21 protein-coding genes are annotated in these 25,329 nt (G+C 59.7%); 10 read left to right on the top strand and 11 right to left on the bottom strand.

Annotation, left to right across the window (positions count from 1 at the left end; all coding sequences use genetic code 11):
• Together ACTHL0_RS09105 and ACTHL0_RS09100 are read right to left on the bottom strand one after the other, a co-directional pair.
• Positions 1–268, bottom strand: a 268-nt coding sequence (locus tag ACTHL0_RS09105; RefSeq protein ID WP_440566402.1) for a hypothetical protein, incomplete at its 3' end; no start/stop codon positions are given.
• A 467-nt stretch (positions 269–735) separates the two neighbouring features.
• Complete coding sequence (locus ACTHL0_RS09100) at positions 736–945, bottom strand: hypothetical protein (protein WP_440566405.1); 210 nt, start codon at positions 943–945, stop codon at positions 736–738.
• Positions 946–1,344: 399 nt separating this feature from the next.
• Between ACTHL0_RS09100 and ACTHL0_RS09095 the strand changes: the two genes are divergently transcribed.
• The gene (locus tag ACTHL0_RS09095; protein WP_440566401.1) at positions 1,345–2,940 is read left to right on the top strand and encodes a methyl-accepting chemotaxis protein; all 1,596 of its coding nucleotides are present in this window, start codon (positions 1,345–1,347) and stop codon (positions 2,938–2,940) included.
• Between the two features lie 147 nt (positions 2,941–3,087).
• Here the strand turns inward: ACTHL0_RS09095 and ACTHL0_RS09090 are convergent, their stop codons facing one another.
• Positions 3,088–4,131: a LacI family DNA-binding transcriptional regulator gene (locus ACTHL0_RS09090; protein ID WP_440566400.1), complete on the bottom strand. Its 1,044-nt coding sequence runs from the start codon at positions 4,129–4,131 to the stop codon at positions 3,088–3,090.
• 229 nt (positions 4,132–4,360) lie between these two features.
• On the opposite strand from ACTHL0_RS09090, the gene ACTHL0_RS09085 reads away from it, so the two are divergent.
• The 5 genes from ACTHL0_RS09085 to ACTHL0_RS09065 all read left to right on the top strand — a co-directional run bounded on the left by ACTHL0_RS09085 (position 4,361) and on the right by ACTHL0_RS09065 (position 10,720).
• On the top strand, positions 4,361–5,515 hold the full coding sequence (locus ACTHL0_RS09085; RefSeq protein ID WP_440566399.1) for an ABC transporter ATP-binding protein: 1,155 nt from the start codon (positions 4,361–4,363) through the stop codon (positions 5,513–5,515).
• Between the two features lie 21 nt (positions 5,516–5,536).
• Positions 5,537–6,772 carry an ABC transporter substrate-binding protein gene (locus ACTHL0_RS09080; RefSeq protein WP_440566398.1) on the top strand — a complete coding sequence of 412 codons (1,236 nt, stop codon included), beginning with the start codon at positions 5,537–5,539 and terminating at the stop codon, positions 6,770–6,772.
• A gap of 16 nt (positions 6,773–6,788) precedes the next feature.
• Positions 6,789–7,736, top strand: a complete 948-nt coding sequence (locus ACTHL0_RS09075) for a carbohydrate ABC transporter permease (protein WP_440566397.1) — start codon at positions 6,789–6,791, stop codon at positions 7,734–7,736.
• Between the two features lie 14 nt (positions 7,737–7,750).
• Positions 7,751–8,602, top strand: a complete 852-nt coding sequence (locus tag ACTHL0_RS09070) for a carbohydrate ABC transporter permease (RefSeq protein ID WP_440566396.1) — start codon at positions 7,751–7,753, stop codon at positions 8,600–8,602.
• An 81-nt stretch (positions 8,603–8,683) separates the two neighbouring features.
• A complete protein-coding gene (locus ACTHL0_RS09065) occupies positions 8,684–10,720 on the top strand; it encodes a beta-galactosidase (RefSeq protein ID WP_440566395.1) in 2,037 nt (678 codons plus the stop codon).
• A gap of 52 nt (positions 10,721–10,772) precedes the next feature.
• On the opposite strand, the gene ACTHL0_RS09060 is transcribed toward ACTHL0_RS09065, so the two are convergent.
• The 7 genes from ACTHL0_RS09060 to ACTHL0_RS09030 form a co-directional block, all read right to left on the bottom strand.
• Entirely contained in the window at positions 10,773–11,606 is an 834-nt protein-coding gene (locus ACTHL0_RS09060) for a crotonase/enoyl-CoA hydratase family protein (RefSeq protein WP_440566394.1), read from the bottom strand.
• A 35-nt stretch (positions 11,607–11,641) separates the two neighbouring features.
• Complete coding sequence (locus ACTHL0_RS09055; protein WP_440566393.1) at positions 11,642–13,159, bottom strand: methyl-accepting chemotaxis protein; 1,518 nt, start codon at positions 13,157–13,159, stop codon at positions 11,642–11,644.
• Positions 13,160–13,257: 98 nt separating this feature from the next.
• On the bottom strand, positions 13,258–14,043 hold the full coding sequence (locus ACTHL0_RS09050) for an SDR family oxidoreductase (RefSeq protein ID WP_440566392.1): 786 nt from the start codon (positions 14,041–14,043) through the stop codon (positions 13,258–13,260).
• A 112-nt stretch (positions 14,044–14,155) separates the two neighbouring features.
• A complete protein-coding gene (locus ACTHL0_RS09045) occupies positions 14,156–15,979 on the bottom strand; it encodes an acyl-CoA dehydrogenase (RefSeq protein WP_440566391.1) in 1,824 nt (607 codons plus the stop codon).
• 92 nt (positions 15,980–16,071) lie between these two features.
• Positions 16,072–16,527, bottom strand: coding sequence for a MaoC family dehydratase (locus tag ACTHL0_RS09040; RefSeq protein ID WP_440566390.1), 456 nt, complete (start codon positions 16,525–16,527; stop codon positions 16,072–16,074).
• A 54-nt stretch (positions 16,528–16,581) separates the two neighbouring features.
• Positions 16,582–17,517: an SDR family NAD(P)-dependent oxidoreductase gene (locus ACTHL0_RS09035; protein ID WP_440566389.1), complete on the bottom strand. Its 936-nt coding sequence runs from the start codon at positions 17,515–17,517 to the stop codon at positions 16,582–16,584.
• Between the two features lie 274 nt (positions 17,518–17,791).
• On the bottom strand, positions 17,792–19,036 hold the full coding sequence (locus ACTHL0_RS09030) for a TetR/AcrR family transcriptional regulator (RefSeq protein WP_440566388.1): 1,245 nt from the start codon (positions 19,034–19,036) through the stop codon (positions 17,792–17,794).
• Positions 19,037–19,297: 261 nt separating this feature from the next.
• Here ACTHL0_RS09030 and ACTHL0_RS09025 point away from each other — a divergent pair, with 261 nt between their 5' ends.
• Together ACTHL0_RS09025 and ACTHL0_RS09020 are read left to right on the top strand one after the other, a co-directional pair.
• Complete coding sequence (locus tag ACTHL0_RS09025; protein WP_440566387.1) at positions 19,298–20,482, top strand: thiolase family protein; 1,185 nt, start codon at positions 19,298–19,300, stop codon at positions 20,480–20,482.
• A 101-nt stretch (positions 20,483–20,583) separates the two neighbouring features.
• Positions 20,584–21,591: an NAD(P)H-dependent flavin oxidoreductase gene (locus ACTHL0_RS09020; RefSeq protein WP_440566386.1), complete on the top strand. Its 1,008-nt coding sequence runs from the start codon at positions 20,584–20,586 to the stop codon at positions 21,589–21,591.
• A gap of 548 nt (positions 21,592–22,139) precedes the next feature.
• Here ACTHL0_RS09020 and ACTHL0_RS09015 read toward each other — a convergent pair.
• A complete protein-coding gene (locus ACTHL0_RS09015; RefSeq protein WP_440566385.1) occupies positions 22,140–22,805 on the bottom strand; it encodes a TetR/AcrR family transcriptional regulator in 666 nt (221 codons plus the stop codon).
• A gap of 408 nt (positions 22,806–23,213) precedes the next feature.
• Between ACTHL0_RS09015 and ACTHL0_RS09010 the strand changes: the two genes are divergently transcribed.
• Positions 23,214–24,023: an enoyl-CoA hydratase/isomerase family protein gene (locus ACTHL0_RS09010; RefSeq protein WP_440566384.1), complete on the top strand. Its 810-nt coding sequence runs from the start codon at positions 23,214–23,216 to the stop codon at positions 24,021–24,023.
• Positions 24,024–24,025: 2 nt separating this feature from the next.
• Positions 24,026–25,321: a CaiB/BaiF CoA transferase family protein gene (locus ACTHL0_RS09005; RefSeq protein WP_440566383.1), complete on the top strand. Its 1,296-nt coding sequence runs from the start codon at positions 24,026–24,028 to the stop codon at positions 25,319–25,321.
• The last annotated feature ends 8 nt before the right edge of the window (positions 25,322–25,329 follow it).

The following is a 25,329-nucleotide window of genomic DNA, read 5'->3' as shown; positions in this document are numbered from 1 at the left end:
AGATCGAACCGTCGCCGCTATGTCCGAATTCCGCCAATTGTTCGGCGGCATACAGGGCCGACGGCGTACAGGGGCGAGCAAACCACGCAGCCTTGTTTGCGGGAGCATCGAAACGGAGGACGAAATCACGGCCGAGTTCGGACGGATCGAGCGCGCCATTATTCACGGTAGCCACTAGCGTTCGCAGTCTTTCCGGAATGGGAATGCTCGAAGAAAAGGCGAGATCCGGTTTTAGTTTTTGTGTCATCACGATCGTCGTACGCAACATTGCTTTTTCAGTAGTTTAACTGCAGTGGGGCGGTGTTACGATGCGCGGGGCCTGATTAAAATTCAGAAAGCAGGCATTAACCAACCCATAGTGAACTGTACGAGGGGAAAATGAAGCCGAACGGTTCATTGCCGACCTCGCGGCGATTCTCGGGTATCAGGAGGTTGCAAGTGCACCGAACGCTGACGGGATTTTCAGGAAAGTCTGACGCCAATGCCCCTAGGGTGATGGCCGGTCTGCAACGTACACTAAGCTGGTCTCGTTACCTTGCGCTTTCATGGCGAAGCGCTCACGGTCACCGTTCGTCCGACTCTCAGTCGCTGGATTCCTCCCCGGATCCAGAGGCCTTGCCGCGTCATGCTTGCGTGACGCGGCCTTTTCTGCATCGGAACGGCACCTTCTGTACGGCGCAGATGGGCAAAGCTGCTTCACTGTGGCCGTCCAATATGCGCATCGATCTGCGATGACTACAAGACCCTCAGATTCCGAATCTTTCCGATCTGAGGCGACTGGCTCAGAATTATCTCGGTGATGAATTCCGGAAGCAACGCTCGCGGGATGTTCGCTGGTACGTCTTCCACAACTTGCGCCGAAACATTCACGACAAAGTCATCTGGGGCGATCTTCAGGCTGTGCTCGTAGGCAACGTCCGCGGCCTGGCTCTCTGCTTCGAACAGCGAGTCCTCGTCGGCAAGCGGACCTTCATATAGCACAGACCAGAGCGGCTCACCGACTACACTGTACGAGGACTGGAATCGCCCGTTCTCGAACGAAATTTTGTTTTTGAGAGGGAGGAAATTGCTTTCGCGAAATCGTCGACATCCACAAACCGCATGTCGAGGCGCCGCTGGAAGCCAACCTGAAAAATGCGCGAGGCGCAAGCCGGTGCTCGTAGTACGGCCGCTCCCAAGAGCCGCGTCCGTATCGCCTACACCACTTTCAGGAAATCCTTACCTAAATTGAACCTTACGGCAGCCGTCAATCAGATTACAGATCCCAGTGGTGGCTCAGCGTGCATTTGTGGGCCACGAATCAATCGGCCCACCTTTTCAAACGAATTCCGCGCGAAGAACCCCATGGTGCAACGTTTCCTCCGCCTCAACATTTCAGCACAGCTCCTTGTCTCGTTCGTCGCTGGCATTCTATTGACGATCGGCTTGGGTGCCTTCGCGATCTTGCAATTGGACGTCGTCAATCAAATTTCGACCGAGATGGAAGTCAACTGGATGCCGAGCGTCCGCCTTTCTTCGGCACTCAATACGAACGTCTCCGATTTTCGCATCGCAGAGCTTCAGCACATCCTGTCTAGCGACGACGGCGAAATGGCCAAGTACGAAAAGGATATGCACGACGTATTGGCCGATTTCGAGAAAAACCGCTCGGCGTATGCCAAACTGATTTCATCTCCCGACGAGCAGCGCCGCTACGACAAATTCAAGGCCGAGTGGGACGACTACATGGTGCGGCACCAAAAGGTGCTGGAACTGTCGCGTCAGAACAAGAACACCGAAGCGAGAGATCTCATTCGCGGGGCCTCGCAGAAACTCTATGATCAGGCCGGCGATGATTTGCAGAATATCGTCGATCTCAATGTGCGTGGTGGAGAGGAGGCGAGCAAGCGTGGCGATACCATTTACGACACCGCACGCTATAAGGTCATCGCCCTTTTGGCGGGAACAACGTTGATAAATCTGACTATCGCCCTTTTGCTCGCCAAATTGATCCTCAAGCAGTTGGGCGGCGAACCGCGGTACGCAGTACGTGTGGCCGAGCAGATTGCCGGCGGCGACCTCACGGTTCCCATCAACGTCAACAACGGGGACACGAGGAGCTTAGTTTATTCAATGAGCAAGATGCGCGACCAGTTGACGACGTCTATTCGTCAGATCCACGGTTGCACGGACAACATAACGATCGGCTCCAGCGAAATCGCAGGCGGAAATACCGATTTGTCAGCCCGCACTGAAGAGCAAGCTGCGTCGCTCGAACAAACCGCGTCCAGCATGACCCAGCTGACTGAAACCGTGAAGCAGAATGCCGACAATGCGCGGCAGGCTAACGCGCTGGCGACTCGCACATCGGAAATGGCCGACGCCGGCAACGACGCGATGCAGGGAATGGTTCAAACGATCGGGCAGATCAGCGGCAGCTCCGCCAAGATCTCCGAGATCACCGGCGTCATTGAAGGCATCGCATTCCAGACGAACATCCTCGCACTCAACGCGGCGGTGGAAGCGGCTCGCGCGGGAGAGCAGGGCCGCGGCTTTGCAGTCGTAGCCAGCGAAGTTCGTAGTCTTGCTCAGCGCTCCGCTGGGGCGGCTAAGGAGATCAAGGAGCTGATTGGGTCGTCGGTGGCAATCATCCACAGTGGGGCGCAGCAGGCTGCGCAGGTTGGAATGACCATGGACGAGGTGAAGCGAGCTATCAAGCAGGTTTCGGATATCGTCGGCGAAATCGCAGCGGCTTCCGAAGAACAAAGTCGCGGTATCGAGCAGGTGAATCAGGCCATCATGCAGATGGACGCGGTGACGCAACAGAACGCATCACTCGTTGAAGAGGCCGCCGCCGCTGCGCAATCGCTCGAGGAACAGGCGGGCGGGCTCAAGAATGCAGTGGCCGTGTTCAAAATCGGCAATCCCGGCAACGTCGTATCGAGCGAGGCGATGCAGTAAGTAGTGTAGCAGTACCCATGAGCTGAGATTTCCCGCCCGACCGGACAAGCCTCTGCGGGCGGTGGGAAGTGTCCCGTGAGAATTTGAGAACCGTAACGTGAGACTTGTCGTGTGGCGGGCGTTCGTGATCCCGCTGCCAGCCACTGCTTACGAACGTGCCGGAGGAGCCGTAGAGCCGCGAATGACGAGCTCGGGCGGCGAGGTATGGATGACCGTTTTGTCCGTGGCCTCGCCGTTCATGAGCGCAATCAGGAGATCGATTCCTTTCTCTGCCAGTTCAGCCGTAGGAATGGCTACTGTGGTCAGTCCCGGCCGCGATTGGCTGGCCGGAACGATGTTGGTAATGCTGACGACCGACAGGTCCTGAGGCACGGCGTAGCCGAGGTCCGAAGCCGCATTCAGCACCCCGAGCGCCGGAAGGTCATTGGAAACGAACAAGGCCGTCAGATCGGGGCGTGACGATAGCAACTCCGTAGCGGCACGGTACCCGCCTTCATAGGAGTCTTCGGTGAACCGTTCGTCAGCGGCTACCCGACGGATCTTGGCCTCGCGCATGACTTCCTGATATCCGGCGAAGCGCGCACCATGGATACCTTGCTTCGGACTGCCGATGATGGCGCCGATTCGCCGATGCCCGAGTTCGATGAGATGCCCGACGGCCAGTTTCGCCGCGCCCTTGGCATCGAACGTCACGCAGGCAATGCCGGGTGGTTCGTCCGGCCGTTCCCATACGGAGATGACGACCGGAATGCCGCGCTGCTCGAGCGCCCGTAGATCCTCGATCGGCAAATCCCCATAGTTCGCCACCAGCACGCCATCGGAAAGCGAGCCGGCTACTTGCTGCAGAAACGATGTGCCGCGGTCCGCCTCGTGATCGGTGTTGCACACCAGCAGATGACGCTCATGCTTAAGCGCCGACAGATTCGCAGCGAGCGTGAATTCAGGATAGAACGGGTTCGTGATGCAACTGAGCATCAACGCAAGCGTCGGCGCTTTGCGCTCGACGAGTGCGCGTGCCGTCAAGTTGGGCCGATAGCCTTGTCGCTCCACGGCAGCGAGCACACGCCGGCGCGTTTCTTCACCCACACGCCCCCGGCCCCGCAGCACGTTCGAGACCGTCATGACGGATACGCCGGCTTCTTCCGCAACCTCTCTAATGGTGACGGCCGGGGCGAAATGTTTGCTGCTCATGACAGAGTGGAGTGGAGATATCGAGCATGAATGGATCGTGACGCAACATTCAATAGGCGCGGGGAGCGCTTGTCAACTCGTCATCGGAAGAAAACCTATTGCGTCGACAAAAAATCCGGCGTAGAGTCCGTCGAAACAGTAGCTGGATGACACTCCGACAGGCCCCGCGGCCTTTTTTTAGAGTCGGTTGATGTAACGTTAAATCAAGCTGGATGGAGACGATTCGGACATGGCTGCGATCACCTTGAAAGGCGTGACGAAGGCATACGGCGACCACGCGCCAGTGCTACGCGGAATCGACCTGGATATCGGGAAGAACGAGTTCTGCGTATTCCTGGGGCCCTCGGGATGCGGGAAGTCCACGCTGCTTCGAATCATCGCCGGCCTTGAAGATGCGACCTCGGGCGACGTGCAAATCGGCGGGCGCCTCGTTAACGAAGTGCCTCCGGCCAAGCGGGGCGTAGCGATGGTCTTTCAGAGCTATGCGTTGTTCCCGCATATGACGGTTGAGCAAAACATGGGGTTCGGCCTGAAGCTGTCGGGACTGCCCACCCATGAGATCGCTCAGCGGGTTCAAACGGCGGCGAAGACGTTGCAGCTCGATGCGCTGCTGAAACGAAAGCCGTCGGCGTTGTCTGGCGGGCAGCGGCAGCGCGTGGCAATTGGGCGTGCGATCGTGCGAGAGCCCGGCGTGTTCTTGTTCGACGAACCGCTATCGAATCTCGACGCCATGCTGCGGAGCCAGACTCGAATCGAAATTGCCAGGCTTCATCGGCAGTTCGCCCAGGCCAGTACGGTGTATGTGACGCATGACCAGGTTGAAGCGATGACACTCGGCGACAAGATCGTACTGTTACGCGCGGGCGCGGAAGCCGAACGTCACGGAAGCATTGCGCAAATCGGTTCGCCGCTCGATCTCTATCATCGTCCGAACAGCCGCTTCGTGGCGGAGTTCATTGGCAGCCCCAAAATGAATTTCATCGGGGCGATGGTTCAGTCCTCGAATGACGAAGAGGTGGTCGTGAAACTCGACAGGTCGGACGATCTTGTGCGGGTCGATGCCAACGGCGCGTCACTGGATGTCGGCCAGACCGTGCAGCTGGGGATTCGGCCAGAGCATTTCGATCGCGTGACCGATGCCGGCACGCACGGAGCCGATGGCGTGAACCCCGGCATGCAAACGCTCTGCCGCAAGATCGCTCTCGTCGAGCGCCTGGGCGAGCACAGCTATCTCCACCTGGACGATCTTACCGGCACCACGATTGTCGCCAAGCAACTTGGCGACGCGGCTTACCGACCCGGCGCGCACGTCAAGGTGCAATTCAATTCCAGCGCTTGCCACTTGTTCGTGGCGGACGGCAGTGCGGTACCGAAGCTTCATTAAAAACGACATACGGAGACATCCATGAAACGAATCATCGCGCTCTCAGTGCTCAGTGCCGCACTTTCCGTCGCCACGGCGGCGAGTGCAGGAACGCTGCGGTTAAACATCGCTTTCAAGGGCGCCGAGACGCGCGCGGTATGGGAGAACCTGATCAAGCAGTTCGAGCAGGCCAATCCGGGCGTCACGACGAAAGTGGCGTTCGTCGAAGAGGAAACGTACAAGGTGCAATTGCCGGCATGGCTCACGTCGGTGGCTCCGGACGTCGTGAATTGGCACGAAGGGGAGCGCATGGCCTACTACGCGAAGCGCGGCTTGCTCGAGGATCTATCGGCCGACTGGCGCAAGAACGGCTGGGATGATCAGTTCGCTTCACTGAAGGCACCATCCTCATACAACGGCAAGCAGTACGCGATGCCGACGCAGTACTTCGCCTGGGGCGTGTACTACCGGAAGGATCTATTCGAGAAAGCGGGCATCACAAAAGAGCCGACGACCTGGCAAGAGTTTCTCGACGATTGCAAGAAGCTCAAGGCCGCCGGCATCGCGCCGATTGCGGTGGGCGGCCGCGATTCGTGGACCCTTGCCGCGTGGTTCGACTACCTCGATCTGCGAATGAATGGCTACGCCTTCCACATGTCGCTCATGAACGGCGAGATTCCCTATACCGACGCGCGTGTGAAGAACGTGTATCTGGCCTGGAAGACGCTGATCGACAATAAGTACTTTATCGACAATCCGCTTTCCTACAGCCTCGATTCTGTTCAGCCGCTCTATATTCAAGGGCAGGCCGCCATGATGCTCATGGGCACGTTCCTTTCGCCGGGCCTGCCTCCGGCGACAAAGGCGCAGACGGGATTCTTCAAGTTCCCCACGGTCGACCCGAAGGTAACCGCGGCCGAGGACGGATCCGCCGAATGTCTCAACATCCCCGTGCGAGCCAACAACAAGGCAGATGCCGGCAAATTCCTCGCCTTCATCGGGCAGCCCGACAACGATGCAGCGTTGGCCAAAGGCGTCGGTACCTTGCCGGCGAACAACAAAGCTGCGATGCCTGACGATCCGATCGCCAAAATTGGCTTCCAGATCCTGTCGCACACGACGGGGGGTGTCGCGCAGTTTTACGATCGCGACATGACGAAAGAGATGGCCGACGAAGGCATGAAGGGGATGCAGCGGTTCATCAGCGATCCCTCGAAGCTCGACGCCATCCTCAGCGACCTCGAAAAGACGCGCAAGCGCATTTATCACAAGTCCTGACTACGCGAGGGTTCCGATGACCACAGCCGAAACGAGAACATCGGTGAGCGCGGGCTCACCCTCAGATTCTGCCAGCCCGACCAGCCGCTCGCGAGGTGTTCGGGTATCGGCGCCCCTTGCGCAACAGCGCAAGCGTGCAGCGTTGCTGTTTCTTCTGCCCGCTTGCGTGATGTTTTGCGTCTACGTGATCTATCCGATTCTAAGCAGCATCGCGTTGAGTTTTTATAGTTGGGACGGCATGAGCGACAAGGTATTCGTCGGGCTCGCGAACTACAACGAGCTGATCCATACGGATACCTTTTACGTCGCACTGAAGAACAATCTTTTGTGGCTCGTGCTGTTCTTGCTGGCTCCGCCGATCGGGTTGGCCTTCGCGCTCTATTTGAACCAAAGCGTGCGCGGCATGCGATTGGTCAAGTCACTGTTCTTTTCGCCGTTCGTGCTGTCGGGCGTGGTGGTCGGTCTGGTATTCAGCTGGTTCTACGATCCGGCATTCGGCTTGTTGAAGGTGATCGTGGGGCATGGGAGTCCTGTGTTGGGCGATGAGCATTACGCCACATTCGGTGTGATCGCCGCCGCGCTGTGGCCGCAAATCCCGTTTTGCATGCTGCTCTATCTCACGAATCTTACGGGTATCAACCCGGAGGTTATCGAAGCGGGCCGCATGGAAGGCGCGACTGGCTGGGCGCTGCTTTGGCATGTCGTGCTTCCGCAATTGCGGCCTGCGACGTTCATGTCGGTCGTGCTGACGATCATCGGTGCACTTCGTAGCTTCGACTTGATTGCCGTGATGACAGGCGGAGGCCCATTCGATAGTTCCACCGTATTGGCCTATTTCATGTACGACCAGGCCATCAAGTACTTCAGGTACGGCTATTCGGCTGCGATCGCGGTCGTGCTGTTCCTGATCATGCTGGTGTTCATCGTGTATCAGTTGCGCCGGCTCCTGCGCACTGACCGATAACAGAGGACGAACCTATGTATCCCACTCCGGTACACCGTTGGAGCCCGATGGGCCGTGGCGTCTATAAAGCTTCGCTGCCGCTCGCCCTCGTGATCTGGTTGCTTCCGTTGATTGCCGTTTTTATTACGTCCATGAGATCGACGGACGAGCTCATGCGCGGCAACTACTGGGGCTGGCCCGAGCGGCTGGCGCTCTTGGAGAACTACCGCACGGTTCTGGTCAGTTCTCCGATGCTTCACTATTTCCTGAATAGCTGCCTCATTACCGTGCCTTCCGTGATCGGATCGATCGCGCTCGCTGCAATGGCGGGCTTTGCGCTTGCCACATACCCGTTCAAGGGCAACAACGGCATCTTGGGCGTGTTCGTCGCCGGCAATTTCGTGCCGATCCAGGTGCTGATGATTCCTGTCCGCCAACTGACACTTCATCTCGGGCTGTTCAACACGGTTGAAGGGCTGATCCTCTTTCACATCTCGTTCCAGACCGGGTTTTGCACGTTGTTCCTTCGCAATTTCATCAAGGAACTGCCTTACGAACTCATCGAAGCGGCGCGCATCGAGGGCGCCAGCGAATGGCAGTTGTTCTGCCGGATCATCCTGCCGCTGATCGCGCCGGCATTGGCCGCGCTCGCCATTCTCGTCTTCACGTTCGTTTGGAACGATTACTTTTGGGCGCTTTGCTTGACGCAAGGCGACGATGCAGCGCCCATCACCGTTGGCGTGGCCGCGCTGAAGGGACAGTGGACGACCGCGTGGAACCTCGTATCGGCAGGTTCGCTCCTCGCGGCGCTGCCGTCCGTCGTCATTTTCTTCGCGATGCAAAAGCACTTCATCGCCGGCCTGACGTTCGGCGCAACGAAAGGCTGAACGCTTGCCCATCATCGACCGGATGCGAGCGCGGCCTCGCAGGGCGCAGTGCATCCCTCATATTGATAAAGGAATCTCTCCATGAAGGTAGGTGTCGACTACTATCCCGAGCACTGGGACGTTTCGCTGTGGGAGCAAGATGCCCGGCAGATGCGCGATGCGGGAATCGGCATTGTTCGCCTGGCCGAATTTGCATGGTCGCGGCTCGAGCCCGTCGAGGGCCAGTTCGATTTCGCGTGGCTCGACCAAGCCATTGATTTGCTGGCGCGGCACGATATTGACATCGTGCTCGGCACACCGACTGCAACGCCGCCTGTCTGGCTTACGCATCGCTACCCTGATGTGCTTCCCGTCGACAACAAGGGCAATGCGGTCTTCGCGGGCGTGCGGCTGCACCGCTGCTACAACAGCCCTTCGCTGCGCACGTTCGGCGAACGCATCATCGAACAGATGACGCGGCGGTATGCGTCTCATCCGGCCGTCATTGGTTGGCAGACCGACAACGAACTCGCCGCGAACGACTGTCACTGCGAGTACTGCACACGGTCGTTCCGTGGCTGGTTGCAGAACAAGTACGGTTCGCTGGAAAAGCTCAATCGTGAATGGGGCACGGTGGTCTGGAGCGGGGAATATAGCGATTGGAATCAGGTGAAGACGCCGCTGGGCGGCTCGCCTTATCTGAATCCTTCGTTCCTGCTCGATTTCCGGCGCTTTTCGTCGGATGCGGTGGCGGACTTCAACCGCTTTCAAGCGGCGTTGATCCGGAAGCACAGCCCGGGCAAGTTCATCACGCACAACCTGTGGGGTTACCCGACCACCGCCGACTATTACGACATGTTCGACAGCATGGACTTCGCGTCTGTCGACTACTATCCGGCTACCGATTTTCTCGATGATTCGAAATCGAGGATGTATCACGGTGCGCTGACGCTCGATCTGACGCGGGGCGTCAAGCGCCGTAATTTCTGGGTGATGGAGCAACTGAGCGGAACACCGGGTTGCTGGTATCCGATGTCGCGTACGCCGTTTCCGGGCATGATCCGCGCGTATGCGTGGCAGAGCGTGTCGCGCGGCGCCGACACGATTGTGCAATTCCGCTGGCGTTCGGCCCGTGTCGGCGCTGAGCAATTCTGGCACGGTCTGCTCGATCATCATGGGCAGCCGGGCCGCCGGTTCAACGAGTTCGTCCAGTTCAGCAGCGAGATGAAACGGCTTGCGCCGCTGCTGGACGGCACGGAGCTCGAGCATGACGTGGCGATGCTCTTTTCGCATGAACAACTCAATGCATTCCAGATTCAACCGCAGGCCGACGGGTTTGACTATCTCGGCAACTTCAAGCGTCTTCATTCCGCTTTGCTACGCTTGGGGGTGGGCGCCGACGTCATCAATTGGAAGGAGCCGTTGGACGGTTACAAACTGGTGATCGCGCCGATGCTGTACCTGATAGATGACGAGATGGCCGCGAAGCTGAAGCAGTATGTAGAGAATGGCGGACGACTCGTGCTAACGACGCGGTCCGGCGTCAAGAACATGAACAACGTCTGTTTGCCGGATCGTCTGCCGAATCTGTTGACGGAACTTGCTGGTGCGTATGTCGAAGAATACGATCCCGTCGGCAAGGATGCGCAGACTCTGACGCTCGACAGTGGCGAAGTCCTATCGAGTAGTCAATGGTGCGACATCCTTACGCCTGTGACGGCGGACAGTATCGTCACCTATGCGAGCGAGTACTTCGCGGGCAGTGCGGCGGCGACGCGAAATGCGTACGGTCAGGGTATCGTTTATTACATCGGTACCGTTCTCGACGAAGCGGCGAGTCGCGTGCTCATGCGTCGCATCGTCCGCGATGCAGGTATCGATTGTGACTTTGAACTTCCTGACGGCGTGGAAGTGGCGACGAGACGCGCAAGCGATAGGCGAGTCACGTTCGTGCTGAATCTGGGCAAGCAAGCGAGGCAAGCTTCGCTGCCGATCGGCGACTATACGAGTGCGTTGACGAATCGGCGCTTTGGGGGAGGTAGCCTCGAACTTGAGCCGGGCGGCGTGGAGATCTTGGTGGAGCGAAGCGTTGCGGCGCGGGATACGGGTAGGGCGAGCGGCGAGGCAAATGTGCATTGAGTCGGCGGTGGCTCCCGGGTACCGCAGGACGAACCGCGCGGCCTGTTCCGCATCATTCTTGCGCGCCCGCCGCCGCAGCCACGAAGCGGGGCGCGCGCTTTTCCAGGTTAGCCGCCACCGCTTCGCGCTGGTTCGCGCCTCCGATCAGCATCTGCTGCTCGACGGATTCGGCTTGCAGCGTCGCTGCCGCATCGCCGCGCGAGGCAACCCGCATCAGGCGCTTCACGGCGCGAATCGCGTCGGGACTCTTCTGCGCGATTTCGCGTGCAGTCGTGTAGGCGAGGGTAAGCGGATCATCGGTCACGCGCGTGGCGAGCCCCAGTTCGACGGCTTCCGCACCCCCGACGATTCGTGCGGTATAGATCAGTTCGCGTAACCGGTCGTCGCGGATCAGATCGCGCGTGAGCACCATGCCGCCCATATCCGGGACGATGCCCCATTTCGTTTCCATCATTGAAAGGCGCGCGTCGGGCGCCACATAACGCAAATCGGCACCCAGCGCGAGTTGCAGCCCTGCGCCGAACGCCACGCCGCGTACCGCGGCGATAACGGGCACGGGCAGTTCGCGCCATAGCGTACACAGGTACTGGAAATCGTTGCTGACGCCGCGCGTTCGTTCAACTAGCGGCGTTTTGCCGCTCGCTTGTGCGAGTGCGGCCATGCTCTCCAGGTCGAGGCCTGCACAGAAGGCTTTGCCATTTCCCGAAAGCACGATCGCGCGCAGATCGGCGGCCTTCGCAAGCTGTTGACCTGCCGCGATGATTGCGTCAAACATGGCGGGGTTCAGCGCATTCATCTTTTCAGGGCGGTTCAGGCGCACATGGGCTACGCTATCCGCGATCGTGATATTGATCAATGCGCTGCTACCGATACTGCTGATGCTCATGGCGTGGCTCCTGATGGCTCACCGATGTTGGATGTCTAAATCAACTGCGCCGCGTCGTGAAGCTTGAAGACGCCGATGGCTTCGTACAGTTTTCTGGCTTGATCCTCGAGCAATCGCGCGGAGGCTGTAGACTCCTCGACCAGCGCGGCATTTTGCTGGGTCATTCTGTCCATCTGTGCGACCGCTTGCCCAATCTGATCGATGCCGCGGCTCTGCTCGCTGGAAGCGGCGGCGATCTCGTGCATGATCTCGGTCACGTGAGATATTGAAACGCTGAGTTCCTGCATCGTTACACCGGCACCGCTGGCCAACTCGGCGCCCGCACTGACCTGGCTGACAGACGCATCGATCAACTCCGCGATCTGCTTCGACGCGCTAGCTGAATGCTGCGCGAGCGCGCGAACCTCTCCGGCCACCACCGCGAAGCCACGCCCCTGCTCGCCGGCGCGCGCGGCTTCCACTGCTGCATTCAACGCAAGAATATTGGTCTGAAACGCAATCCCTTCGATGATCCGAATGATTTCCGAAATTTTGGACGACCCGGCGTTGATCTCAGTCATTGTGCCGACCACGTTTGAGACGACGCAGGTGCCACGAGTCGCCGTATCCACTGCTTTGGCGGAAAGTTCGACAGCGTACCCCGCATTTTCTGCATTGTGGCGCACGGTGCCGGTCAACTCTTCCATGCTGGCGGCGGTTTCCTGCAGCGATGCCGCCTGTGATTCTGTGCGTGCTGACAGATCCATACTCCCAACGGAGAGCTTGCCCGAAACCGAGCTTAAAGATTCCACCGTTGCGGACACCACTAACATTGCCTCGGCGATACGATCCATCAACGCGTTAAACGCGCTCGCCGTCAGGCTGATTTCGTCGTTTCCCATGACTGGAACTCGCACGGTCAAGTCGCGGTGGTCGCTCGAATTCTGCAGTGCCTGTTGAAACTGACCAAGCGGCAGTTGAATCGAGCGGGATAGGGCGAGGATCCACGGTACGATAACAACGGTCATCGATAGGACGATTGAAGCAACGGTCCAGATAGCGAGGCTGCCTGCTCGATTCGCGTGCTCCGTCGCATCGTCGCTGCGCGTTTTCGCAGTGACAAGCATTGCCTCGAGCACTTCGTACATCGAGCCGAACACTTCATGACGAAGCTGCGCGGCCTGAACGCGGGCCCCGTCCTCACCCTGGATTGACGACGAGTGCAACGCGCGCAACGTTCGGTCATATTTGTCCCAAAGCTCACGAAGTGATGTCCATCGTTGCCGCTGGTCCGCGGAATCGAATAGCACAGAAATACCTTCCTCGTTCGCGGCAAGGTTCTTTTCCGCGATTTTGATGATTTCGTTTGCCTGGTCGGACTGCGCGTCCAGCGCAGCCGTCGATAATATGCTGGCCTTGATATCCATAAGCGCCCGGATTTGCAGCTCCCGGCGGTGCGCATCGGCGTGTGCGTCCTTGACCGCGTTAAATCCGAATGTCGTGATGCCTAGCGCGAGAGGGACGGTGAGCAGGGTCGCCAGAACAACGAAGCGAAGCTTGAACCTGATTGTCATTTTGGGGCACCGGTGAGGTCGGTATGCAGCACGAAACCTACGCAGCTTGGCTGGCCGTTACTGAGGCGATGCGGTGCGTCGGGTCATTGATGCCGGGCTCAGATAATGGCGGAGACGCCGCCGTCGATCGCCAGCACTTGGCCGGTAATGTGCTTGCCGGCATCCGACGCAAAGAGGGCGGTCGCACCCTTCAGGTCTTCTTCATCGCCGAGCCGCTGGAGCGGCGCGCGCGCCAGCAGTGAACCGTGCTCGCTATCTTCGAGAAAGGCGTGGGTGAGCTTGGTGGGAAAAAAGCCAGGCGCCAGTGCATTGACGGTGATGCCATATTGGCCCCATTCGCCTGCCAACGTGCGGGTGAAGTTGATCAGCGCACCCTTCGACGTGTTATAGGCAAGCGTTTGCATTGTCCCCGGTGCATTGCCGCCAAAACCGGTAATGGAGGCGACGTTGATGACGCGTCCATACTTTCGGGGAATCATCGTGCGCTTTCCGATCTCCTTGGACAGCAGAAAGACGCTGCGCAGGTTGAGGTTCATCACCTTGTCCCACGCCTCGGGAGGATAGTCTTGCGCCGGGGCATTCCAGGTGGCGCCGGCGTTGTTGACCAGAACGTCGACGTGCCCGAGTTGTGCGAGCACGTCATCGACCAGCGGCGTAATCGATGCCTCATCGCTCAGATTCGAGGAGATCGAGCTGGCGTGAATGCCCTTCTCCGTGAGATGTGCCACCGCTTCGTCGAGGTCTGCTTGTTTGCGTGACGTCACGACAACCCGTGCGCCTTGCTCCCCGAGCGCTTCGGCAATTTGAAGCCCTAGGCCGCGCGATCCACCCGTCACTAACGCTGTCTTACCGGTCAAATCAAACAGCTGCTGCACTGCTCTCATGCTGGAGCTCCACTCGGTGTATCGTATCTGTAGATGGGAAGGAACGTCTTCTACCTGTAGCGGCCGGGGATCAGGACCGTCCTGGCAGGCACAAACCGTATCTGCTTTCGCGTCAGAACCATTCGATTGCCATGGCGAGCGGTGTCGTTTCCACGGGATCGAGGACGGCAAGCCAAGATTCGACCTTTGGTATCTCCCAGCCAAAGTGGTAGCCGCAACTGGCAAGCTTTCCGCGATAAAAGTCACTGTTGGGGGTGTCGTCCATAAGTTGTTCGGCGACGATAGCCTGGTCGAGTAAAAGCCATCCGACTACGACGTGGCCATATGCTTCGAGATAAGGCGCGGCATTCGCCAACTTCAGGTCGATGTCTTCGAGGCGATTAAGCTTCTCGGTGACTTCACCAAGCCGATTCCATGTTGCTCGCAGCTTTTCGGCGTGTGCTTTAAGCGATGCCGTTGACGCGGCAGCGGCGATCGTCTCGAGTACGCGTGCTTCGAGCAGACGGACGGCAGCGCCATCGCGAATCTGTGTTTTTCGCCCGAGCAGGTCGAGCGCCTGGACGCCGAAGGTGCCCTCGTGAATAGGGTTGAGGCGGTTATCGCGATAGAACTGTTCGACGTTGTATTCGCGCGTGTAGCCGTAACCGCCATGGACCTGGATTGCGAGGTCGTTGGCGACCAAGCCCCATTCGGAGGACCAGCTTTTCACGATCGGCGTGAGCAGATCCAACAGCAACTGCGCATCTTCACGGGCCTTGGCATCGTCCAGCGAATGGATGTCGTCGCTCAGTTTTGCCGCATACAGGCACAACGCGAGCGCGCCGGACGCGTATGCCTTCTGTGCAAGCAGCATCCGGCGGACGTCGGCATGCTGCACGATCGCCACTGGCTTCGTGGCCGGATCGCGTTCACTGCGAAGACGGCCCTGAAGGCGCGTTTTGGCGTAGTCGAGCGCGTGAAGAAAGCCTGTATAGCCGAGTGCTGCTGCGCCCAGGCCGACGGAAATCCGTGCCTCGTTCATCATGTGGAACATATAGGCCAGTCCACGGCCCGGTTCTCCCACAAGCTCGCCGATCGCCCCTGCCTCGCCATCGGGTTGATAACGGCCTTCGCCGAAGTTCAGGAGACAGTTGACTGTGCCCCGGTACCCCATTTTGTGGTTGATGCCGGCCAGGGTGACGTCGTTGCGTTGGCCCAGCGTGCCGTCCGCATGGAGAAGACGGCGCGGAACGGTGAAGAGCGAAATACCTTGCACGCCTGGCGGTAGTTTCCCGTCTTCATCGGGGATCTTCGCCAGCACGAGATGGATGATGTTCTCCGAAATCTGATGATCGCCACCGGAGATCCACATCTTGTTGCCGAAGAGCCGGTAGCGACCGTCAGCGGGCGGGACCGCCTTCGTGCGGATATCGGCAAGGCTGGAGCCCGCTTGCGGCTCGGAGAGACACATCGTACCGAAGAATCGCCCCTCGGCCATGCCGTGGATGTAGGGCGCCACTTTGTGACGATCTCCATACGCCATGAGCAGATTGGCGTTGGCGATCGTCAGAAACGCGTACCCGGCCGTACCGGGATTGGCGGCCATCAGATAGGCCATGCCCGCACGTTCGACAACGGAAGGCAGGCTCATGCCGTTCCACTCCGACGGAAAACCCGCCGAAACGAGGCCGGCTTCAGCGAAAGCCTTCAGCGCCGCACCAACTTCGGCATTGACGGTGACGTGCTCGCCGTCAAACGAGGGTTCGACGTGGTCATTCTTCTTGTTATGCGGCGCGAAAAGTTCGGAAGCCAGCTTGCTGTAGACGTCGAGAACCGATTCGTAATCGAAGCGGTCCTGCCCCGCGTACAGGGCTCGCTGGCTGAGCGAATCGATACGCAGCCAGTCGAACAGAATGAAATCGAGGTCTCGACGCGAGAGAATCAGATCGCTTGACATGATGTCCAATGATGGAAGTTCATGCGGGGCCGCGGCCGATGCCGTTGCCGTGAGACTGCTGTCCCAAGGCGGCCGTCGACCCCGCAATCGGCTTAGACGTTGGCGATAATCACCCACTCGCCGACGAGTGCGGGTTTTACTTTCTGCTCGATTTCCACGGAGACGCTTACAGTCAGCTGATAGCTGTTTTCGCTGCGACGGGTGATCGCTTTTAGACCGAATCGGCCTCTGACGTGTTCGCCGCTCCTCACGGGGCTGACGAACCGCAGGCTGTTGAAGCCGTAGTTCACGGACGAGGTTGTACCCGCAAGCGTGGGAATGACCCCAGCGGACATAGCCGATAACAACGACAAGGTCAGAAACCCGTGCGCGATCGTCCCGCCGAACGGGCCATTGCGGGCAGCCTTTTCGTCCACGTGGATGTACTGCCAATCCCGTGTTGCGTCAGCAAAGGCATTGATGCTCTCCTGGCTGACCAGTATCCATTCGGATACGCCCAGTTCCTTTCCCTCCAACGCGGAGAACGCTTCCAGAGTCAGTGTGTTCATCGCCGGTCCCCCAATTGCAGTGCGACAAGGCGCGGATAAGCGCCGTGAAAGCGTTTATGTGCGAACAAGATCCGCTCCAGCGTTCTGCATATTGAAGCCCGCCTTGGAGAGTTCGACATCGCCCTGAACAGAGCCCGCCGCGGGGACCGTTTCACCGTGACGATCAACGATTTCCGGCAGGCGTTGCGCGAGTTGGTGAGTGACATCGTCACCCATGCCGAGATAAATGCCCGGTGTCAGCGTGATATTGGCGGTTTCGAAGCTGCCAGCGCCGGCGCAAAGGATCATACGCGTGGGTGCGTCTTCGCCGACGAGAACCCCGATAGCCGGGCTGACCGCGGCAGGCGAGAGGGTGTCGAGCATCGCCTGCGGCATGAGGCCCTCGAGCATGCGCGTGCCGGCGGTGGGCGCGACGCAGTTGACGCGGATGTCGTACTTTGCGCCTTCGAGCGCAAGTGTCTGCATGAGGCCGACGAGCGCGAGCTTTGCCGCGCCGTAGTTCGCCTGACCGAAATTGCCATACAGACCCGACGAGGAAGTCGTCATGACAATGCGCCCGTATTTCTGTTGACGCATCAGATCCCAGACGGCTTTAGTGCAATTGACGGCCCCCATCAGGTGAACTTCCAGCACATCGCGGAAATCCGACAGCTCCATCTTGCTGAAGGTCTTGTCGCGCAGGATGCCGGCATTGTTGACCAAAATGTCGACACGGCCCCAGCGCTCGACGGTGTCGTCGACCATTTTCCGAACGGCTTCGAAGTCAGTGACCGACGCGCCGTTGGCAATCGCTTCGCCCCCGAGCGCCTTGATCTCTTCCACTACCTTCTGAGCAGCCGATCCGGAGCCGCCCTTGCCATGGACATCACTGCCCAAATCATTGACCACGACTTTGGCGCCCAGGCGCGCCAGCAACAGCGCATGTTCACGTCCAAGGCCTGCACCAGCGCCGGTAACGATGGCGACCCGATTGGTCAAATTGATTGTCATGGTACGAACCTATGGTGAGAAGTCGACGTGAACTGGCCTGAAGATTGGCCAGTTCCCAATATCCATCCGATCTTCGAGCCATTGAGTCAGGTAATGAGGTCAGCGCGAGGCCAGCTCTCGTTCGGAGAGTCGAACTCAGCGAAAACTGCTCGTTTGTACCAATTTCAAGTGATAGATGACCGGTGAACGACAGCGCGCAAAGACATGCGCCGATGCATGAATCCTAGGCGCTCCTCGAACGACGGTCAACAAGTTTTTGATCGTTTGTGCAAATTCAAGAGACGCCCGGATGGTCTACCTGGGGATGCGGCTGAAGCGCCCGCCAGAATTCCGATCGAACCTGGGCGATCGCTAGAGAGTCCGCGCCGGTGGAGAGCAGTCGAATCGCTATGCCGTTGTAGAGTGCGCATGCCATGAGGGCATCCGCCGGTTGCGTGCGGACATCGGTATGCGAGAGCAGGCGAAGCCAACCGCGGGTCCTGTCGATGAACCATTTGCCGACCATACTTCGATGTGCCGGCTGGCGGGCGGCTTCAACCTCGACAGACAGCGTTGCGATGTTGAGTTCGCTGTATTGCGTGACCTCTCGCACAAGAACCGCCGCGCTGAGGTCGACCATTTGCTCGAACGACATGGAGCGCGGATCGATTTCCGACACCCCCTCCCGATATCGCGCCTTGGCCGCCTCATAGAGCTGCTCTCTGGCGGCGTCAAGGAGCGTCGATATGGGCTTGAAGTAGTTTGCGGGCGTGCCCGGCGCGAGCCCGGCCTCGGCGGCTACCGCGCGGCCGGTCACCGCGGCGGCGCCGTGCGTCGCCATGATGCGCTTCGCGGCATCGAGCAGTTGCTGTCTTGTCTCGCGGGCCTTCCGGCTTTCAGTGGCGGGCGCAATGGGCGGCGCGAGTGGTAATGAATCGATCAGGGCGGGGTCGAGGCCTGCCGTCAGTGCCGCTTCGGCCTGCTCCGGAGGCAAGCCAAGCGGGACCATGATAAACAGCAGCCCAACGGTGCGATCGATCGCGGTCTGCACGTCAAGCGGATCGGTGCTTGCGCCCAGCACCGCAAAGATCTCGGTCCAGATCTCTTGAAGATTGGCGTACCAGGTTCGCGCGAGCGCCCGCGTTTGGGCGTGGCGGGCACACGCAAGCATGATTTCGCACCAAGCGATCGTAAGCAGCCGGTCCTTGCCGGTCGCACGACGCAACAGACGTGCGAAAAACGCCTGCACGGAGACACGTCCCTCGACTTGCGCAAGTTGTCTTGCCGCGAACTGGTGGAATCGGTCCACATAGTTCGTCAAAAGCGATGCGGACGCATCGGCAAGCAAACTGTCTTTCGAATCGTAGTAGTAGGTGGTGGAGGCAAGAGAAACGTTGCCGCGCTCGGCAACGGCACGATGAGTCACACCCGCTTCGCCCACCTCGCCGAGCAGTTGTATCGTAGCTTCGGCAAGCCTTTCCTTGGTTGCGAAAGAGCGTTGTTGCTTCGGGGTCTTGGACGTTGAACCGGTGGGGGGCATGTCGGCGAGGCAGTGTAAATAGGGCGCTTGCTGCTGACAGATTGTACCTTGGCAAGCCCGCGCGCCTTGCCGAGGGTTGGGAGGGCGGAAAACCAGGAAACGTAGGGAAAGCCCGCGATTGACGCAAAGGTGTCAGGGGGCCTAATCTCCTTGGATCTTAGCATTGATAAGATTGAAGATAAACCGCTGGATGCCGGGTGAGGGAAGACCTCAGAAGCAGGGCTGGCTCCATAGAGATCATGCAATCAGATAAGGATCACCATGAGCAAGGACATCGTTATTTGCGCGCCCGTTCGTACGGCTATCGGCAGTTTCGGAGGTTCGCTGAAGAGCACCTCGGCCGCGATGCTGGGTGCGCATGCCATTGCCGCGACGCTGCGCCGCGCTCGACTCGATCCCGAGCGTGTGGACGCGGTCGTGATCGGCAATGTCGTGCAAGCAGGCAACGGTATGAATATCGCTCGGCAAGCCGCCATTCATGGCGGCTTGCCCGTGACTGCTCCCGCGCTGACGGTCAATCGGGTGTGCGGTTCGGGCGTGCAGGCCGTGGCGACGGCTTATGCCGAAATCGCAAGTGGTCTTTCGCGTCTGGTTATCGCTGGCGGAACCGAGAACATGGAGCGGGCGCCGTACTTGTTGCCCGGACTGCGTTCCGGGGCGCGCATGGGCAACACGGAGGCCGTGGATTCGATACTGTTCGACGGACTGAACGATGCATTTTCTGGCAAGCATTCGGGCTGGCACACCGAGGATCTTGTGCTGAAATTCGCGATCACGCGCGAGGCCCAAGATGCATTCGCGGCGCAAAGCCAGCAGCGTTTCGCCACAGCCAAGGCCGCCGGCTGGTTCGAAGCCGAGATCGAACCCCTGACGGTGAAGGGGCTGAAGGGGGCTGTGATTCAGTTCTCGGAGGATGAAGCCAACCGGCCGGAAACGACGGCCGAGACGCTTGCCAAGCTTAAGCCGGCCTTCCGTCCGGATGGGACGATTACCGCGGGCAATTCTCCCGGCGTGAACGCGGGTGCTGCCGCGATGATCGTTTGCGACGAGGCCATGGCTCGCGAGCACGCGTTACAGCCCATGCTCGCGATTCGCGGTATCGGCATTGCAGGAGTCGAACCGGGCTTCTTTGGACTTGGGCCACTTCCCGCCGTGCGGCAGGCACTCGGCCGGGCAGGGTGGAATGCGCAGGACGTTGATCGTTATGAGGTCAATGAAGCCTTTGCCGCCGTCGGGATCGCCGTGCGTGACGAGCTCGGCATCGATCCGTCGAAATTCAATGTCGACGGCGGCGCGATTGCACACGGACATCCGATCGGCGCCACCGGCGCGATCCTCATCACGAAGGTTGCGCACGCGCTCGAGCGCACCGGCGCGCACAAAGCGGTGGTTTCGCTATGCATTGGCGGTGGACAGGGGATCGCCCTGTGCCTGGAGCGCTGCTGACTTCAAACGTATTAGCTGCGCATTGGCTGCAGCCTTCGGTGCGGCTGCAGCGGCTGGGGCTTGGCGTCGTCTGCCGGAATGCTAACCAACAGGAATTTCTCATGAAGACACGTATCACCGAACTCTTCGGCATTGCCTATCCGATCATCCAGGGCGGCATGCACTATGTCGGGTTTGCGGAACTCGCTGCCGCCGTCTCCAATGCAGGTGGCCTTGGGCTTATCACGGGATTGACGCAGAAGACGCCTGAACTGCTCGCCAAGGAGATTGCCAGATGCCGGGATATGACCGATAAGCCGTTCGGCGTGAACCTGACCTTTCTGCCTTCCTTTTCCGCGCCGCCGTACCCCGAGTACATTGCCGCCATCGCGGAGAGTGGCGTGCGGATCGTCGAGACGGCTGGGCGCAGCCCCGAGGAGCATATGCCGGCCATGAAGGCGGCCGGCATCAAAGTGATTCACAAGTGCACGTCGGTTCGACATGCCTTGAAGGCTGAACGCATCGGCTGCGACGCCGTGAGCGTGGACGGCTTCGAGTGCGGCGGGCATCCGGGGGAAGACGACATACCCAACATGATTCTGTTGCCGCGGGCCGCTCAGGAACTCAAAGTCCCGTTCGTGGCTTCAGGGGGCGTGGCGGACGGACGGGGCCTTGTCGCGGCACTGGCGTTGGGCGCCGACGGGATCAACATGGGTACGCGTTTTGTTGCCACCAAGGAAGCGCCTGTCCATGAAAGCGTCAAGCAGGCGATTGTCGGGGCGACTGAACTCGATACGAGACTGGTCATGCGCGGCATGAAGAACACTGAGCGCGTGCTCAAGAATGCCGGTGTCGATCGCTTGCTGGAAATCGAGCGGGAGAAGGGTGACAAGCTCGTCATCGGCGATATCTACGAGCAGGTGGCGGGCGTCTACCCGAAAGTGATGGTCGAAGGGCAGATGGATGCGGGCGCGTGGAGCTGCGGCTTGGTTGCGGGCCTCATCAACGATATACCAACGGTCAAAGAACTCATCCAGCGGATCGTGTCGGAGGCGGAGCAGTTGATCCACGGCCGGCTGACGAGCGTGCTCCCCCGGTCGTCAGAAGCAGGCGCGGTGGCGACGCTTTGATGGTATGCGCTGGAGCGGCCGTGCAAGGGCCGCTCTCATTTCAGCAAGCTCCCCCTCACCCTTCACCCTGAACCGCATCTCGCGGGATAACCCCGATTGTTCTTAATCTTAACGGTGATAAGATTAAGTTACGTTGCTCCTACTCAGATGTCGTCGGAGCGTGGCCTTCAGAGAGTGGTTGCGGTGAAGGGGAATACCGTGGATAAAGGCGAGCGGTCGTTGCGCCTGCTGGTTCAGAAGTGGTTGGCGCTGGCTTCGGCGAAGCCAGCGAGAGTGACCAGAGGCAATTGTTCAGGTCGCGAGGGCGGCCGGTATGTGTCGGTCGAGGTGCACCGCCCGTCGGGACCCTTGGTGATCCTCTTTTTTCAAGCACCTGATGGCACGTGGAGCGTGGTGCCGCCTCAGCCGCAATACCAATGTCTTAAAGCCGCGTAATGCCAATTGCGCGGCGTCTAGAGCCGAAGCACTCTTGGCGATGCGGGCGTGGGCGCCATCCCTCGCGGTGCCTCATCGAAAAACACCCGTTTCCGTTGCGTGAGGCCGCCTCGTTACCGAGTCTTTCGGTTGGTGGGGTCGCGGTCAAGAAGCCGTTTCCCGGCCGGCCCGAGCTGGCTTGCGATGGTGGCCAGGCTCGTCGGGCCAGCGGTGATGCCGTTCAGCAAGAGCGAAATAGAGAACGGGAGCGCCATTTTTTTGATATCCATCTTGTATCCCCAAGTGGGAATGCGATCGTTCAGCAGCAGCATCGCGAGGCCATGCTCGACGGACCACGCGGCGTGAACTACCAGATCCAAGTCGTTTTGCGCCCATCCCTGGGTGCGCGCGTAGTCGCAGACTGCAGACGCAAACAGGTCAAACGACGACATGACCGACTCCACCAGCTCTTTAGCGTCTTCCCGTTCGAGGATTCGCGGCCCGACCATCAGGTTGAAGAGTCCCTTGTGCCGCTCGGCGAAGTCGACATAGCACTCCATCGTTCGGTACATCCGTTGCATCGGATCCGCCGTGGATGCGGCAATTGCGCTGCGTAACGCAGCCAGTTCGGTGAAGCCATTCGCGGCGATCGCCGCGAGCAAGCCTTCCTTATCCCCGAAGTGATGAAACGGTGCGGCGACCGACACCCCCACCGAGCGCGCTACCTCGCGCAGGCTCAAACCTTGAAGCCCTACCTCCTCGAGTACGCGGCGGCCCTCGGTGATCAACGCGTTGCGCAAGTCGCCGTGGTGATACGTAGGCGCAGGCGCTTTGGGCTGGCGCGCCGTTTTCCTGACGGCACCTGCCGCGCGTTTCGCGGGGGAATCGGTCGCGTCGTGTGCCGCCGCAGCGGTTGTCTTTTTCTGCGATTTTTCCATGACCAACGATGTCTGGGCATTCTTGCCGAAGGAGGGCGCATCGTGACCGACAGCATGCGGTGAACGCTGGTTGTCAGTCGAGCGGATGGGCTAGATCTTAGCATCGGTAAGACCTCCGGACCAATGCCCGTGGCTTTCCGTGTGAGCAAATAAAACAAATACAGGCGCGGCCATTTAGGGAAAGCCCGCGGTTGACGTCGACGTACCTGGAACCTAATCTTCATTCAATCTTAGCGGTGATAAGATTTTCGGAAAACAAGGAGAGATGGAGTGAGCGAAGACGTTGTCCTTAAGGAAAAGCACGGGTACGTGACCGTGCTGTCCCTGAACTACCTCCCGTATAACCTGATGAATGAGACGCTGCTCGTCCCCTTGATGGCGGCGATGCGCGAGGCGGTCGAAACAGGTAGCCGCGCCATCGTGCTTCGCAGCAACTTGAGGCACTTCTGCGCCGGTGCGGACGTCGACCAATTCAAAGGTCTCATTCAAGCGGCCAAAGGGCTTCAGCCGGGCGGCGAGGCAGTCAGTGCCGGGAAGGCGATGACGCCCATTGATGTCCTGAGCGCGTTCGAATCGTTGCCGATCCCGATCGTGGCGAGCGTCAACGGCGCCTGTTTGGGCGGAGGGCTCGAATTGGCGCTCGCTTCCGACTACGTGATCGCGGCTCGATCGGCCAAGCTCGGTTCGGTCGAAAGCGCGCTGGGATTGAATCCGCTGATGGGCGCTATTCAGCGGCAGGTACAGCGCGTCGGTCTCGCACGTGCCAAGGAGATGTCGATGCTCGGACGCCGATACGACGCCGAAACACTCGAGCGGTGGGGCCTCATCAATCTGGTCGTTGCGGACGATGATCTGGAATCGGCAACCCTTTCGGTGGCTCAGGAGTTTGCAAACGGACCGACGGTTGCGCACAAAGTGACCAAGCAGATTGCCGCCATTGCAGCCAACGAGGGGGTGCAGGCGGGCGACCTGGCCATGGGTGAATTGCAAAAGGCGGTTTGGGCATCCCGGGACGTCGAGGTCGGGCTCAAGTCCTTCCTGGCGGAAGGGCCCGGCATGGCTAAATTCGAGGGGCGCTGATCATGGCCGGACCACTGCAAGGGCTGAAGGTCGTCGATCTGTCGCGCGTACTGGCGGGGCCGCTGTGTGCACGCACGTTGGCCGACCTGGGCGCGGAAGTCGTCAAAGTCGAACCGCCGCGGCCGGATGTTTCCCGCTTTTCCTTTCCCTGCACGGACGGCATGTCGGGCTACTATGCGCAGCAGAATGTCGGCAAGCGCAACGTCAGCATCGATCTCAATGTGCGCGGCGCGCGCGAACTGGTGCTGAAGCTTTGCGAGGATGCGGACATCTTCGTGGAGAACTTCCGCGCGGGCACCCTGAAATTCTTCGGACTCGACTACGAGGAGATTTCGAAGATCAACCCGAGGTTGATCTACGTGTCGATCTCCGGGTACGGCCAGGGCGGACCCTGGGCTTCACGCATGGCCTACGCGCCCACCGTGCAGGCAGAGATCGGCTTCACGCACAACACATTGCGTCATTATGGCGATGCGCTCGCCAAGCTGCGACCCGACCCGCTATCGCATGCCGATGTCTATGCGGGCCTGCAGGCCACCATTGCTGTGCTGGCCGCCGTGCATCGGCGGGAGGTCACCGGGCGCGGTCAGTACATCGACGTCGCAATGGCCGCAGTCATGATGGCGATCAATGAGCGCGCACACGTGGACATTGCGGGCATCGATACGGGCGCGGAACCGGCCATCCTCGGCGCCACCGACGGCGCATTCTTTGTCGGCCCGAAGGGCGAGCGTTTCCTCACGCCGGCAAGCCTTGTGGGTAGCCTGACGTTCCCGCAGTATCTGCGTGCGATGCGCCGTAACGATCTCGGAAGCGATCCCCGTTTCGCCACCGCGGCACTTCGTGCTCAGAACTATGACACGCTTCATGCCATCGTCCAAACATGGATGTTGACCTTTCGCGACATGGCCTCGCTTGATGCCCAGCTGGACGAGTCGAAGATCGCGATCGGTGAGATCCGCACCATGCAGGACGCGGCGGAAACCGAATGGGCGGAGTACTGGGGCGCCGTCATCGACGTGCCTGACCGCCACGGCGGCACCTATCGCCTGCACGGGCGGCCATGGCGATTCTCCTCGGACACGCTGGATGCGCCGTCCGCTCCTGCGTTTCGCGGCGAACACAACGCCGATGTATTCGCTGAACTGGGCATGAGCATGTCGGAGATCGATGCCTTGGTCGAGGCGGGGGCCCTGGTCGAGCACCCGCATCAACGTCCGAGTGTGGAGAGCCACGTATCGCCAGCCACGTTAGCGGCCGATGCGGCTGCCGGCACCGTCGCGGCATGCGCTCAATAGGCAACGTC

Origin of the sequence: Trinickia sp., assembly GCF_051961175.1 — a bacterium.
GTDB lineage: Bacteria > Pseudomonadota > Gammaproteobacteria > Burkholderiales > Burkholderiaceae > Trinickia.
The sequence above is the reverse complement of the archived record's forward strand: the minus strand, read 5'-3'. Positions and strand labels throughout refer to the sequence as shown.

Bases quoted from the DNA above. Each gene is read 5' to 3' on its own strand.
- ACTHL0_RS09090 (WP_440566400.1), bottom strand. From the start codon at position 4,131: ATGAGCAGCAAACATTTCGCCCCGGCCGTCACCATTAGAGAGGTTGCG.
- ACTHL0_RS09035 (WP_440566389.1), bottom strand. From the start codon at position 17,517: ATGACAATCAATTTGACCAATCGGGTCGCCATCGTTACCGGCGCTGGT.
- ACTHL0_RS09050 (WP_440566392.1), bottom strand. From the start codon at position 14,043: ATGAGAGCAGTGCAGCAGCTGTTTGATTTGACCGGTAAGACAGCGTTA.
- ACTHL0_RS09055 (WP_440566393.1), bottom strand. From the start codon at position 13,159: ATGACAATCAGGTTCAAGCTTCGCTTCGTTGTTCTGGCGACCCTGCTC.
- ACTHL0_RS09045 (WP_440566391.1), bottom strand. From the start codon at position 15,979: ATGTCAAGCGATCTGATTCTCTCGCGTCGAGACCTCGATTTCATTCTG.
- ACTHL0_RS09005 (WP_440566383.1), top strand. From the start codon at position 24,026: ATGGCCGGACCACTGCAAGGGCTGAAGGTCGTCGATCTGTCGCGCGTA.
- ACTHL0_RS09095 (WP_440566401.1), top strand. From the start codon at position 1,345: ATGGTGCAACGTTTCCTCCGCCTCAACATTTCAGCACAGCTCCTTGTC.
- ACTHL0_RS09065 (WP_440566395.1), top strand. From the start codon at position 8,684: ATGAAGGTAGGTGTCGACTACTATCCCGAGCACTGGGACGTTTCGCTG.
- ACTHL0_RS09025 (WP_440566387.1), top strand. From the start codon at position 19,298: ATGAGCAAGGACATCGTTATTTGCGCGCCCGTTCGTACGGCTATCGGC.
- ACTHL0_RS09040 (WP_440566390.1), bottom strand. From the start codon at position 16,527: ATGAACACACTGACTCTGGAAGCGTTCTCCGCGTTGGAGGGAAAGGAA.
- ACTHL0_RS09030 (WP_440566388.1), bottom strand. From the start codon at position 19,036: ATGCCCCCCACCGGTTCAACGTCCAAGACCCCGAAGCAACAACGCTCT.
- ACTHL0_RS09085 (WP_440566399.1), top strand. From the start codon at position 4,361: ATGGCTGCGATCACCTTGAAAGGCGTGACGAAGGCATACGGCGACCAC.
- ACTHL0_RS09080 (WP_440566398.1), top strand. From the start codon at position 5,537: ATGAAACGAATCATCGCGCTCTCAGTGCTCAGTGCCGCACTTTCCGTC.
- ACTHL0_RS09020 (WP_440566386.1), top strand. From the start codon at position 20,584: ATGAAGACACGTATCACCGAACTCTTCGGCATTGCCTATCCGATCATC.
- ACTHL0_RS09075 (WP_440566397.1), top strand. From the start codon at position 6,789: ATGACCACAGCCGAAACGAGAACATCGGTGAGCGCGGGCTCACCCTCA.
- ACTHL0_RS09060 (WP_440566394.1), bottom strand. From the start codon at position 11,606: ATGAGCATCAGCAGTATCGGTAGCAGCGCATTGATCAATATCACGATC.
- ACTHL0_RS09070 (WP_440566396.1), top strand. From the start codon at position 7,751: ATGTATCCCACTCCGGTACACCGTTGGAGCCCGATGGGCCGTGGCGTC.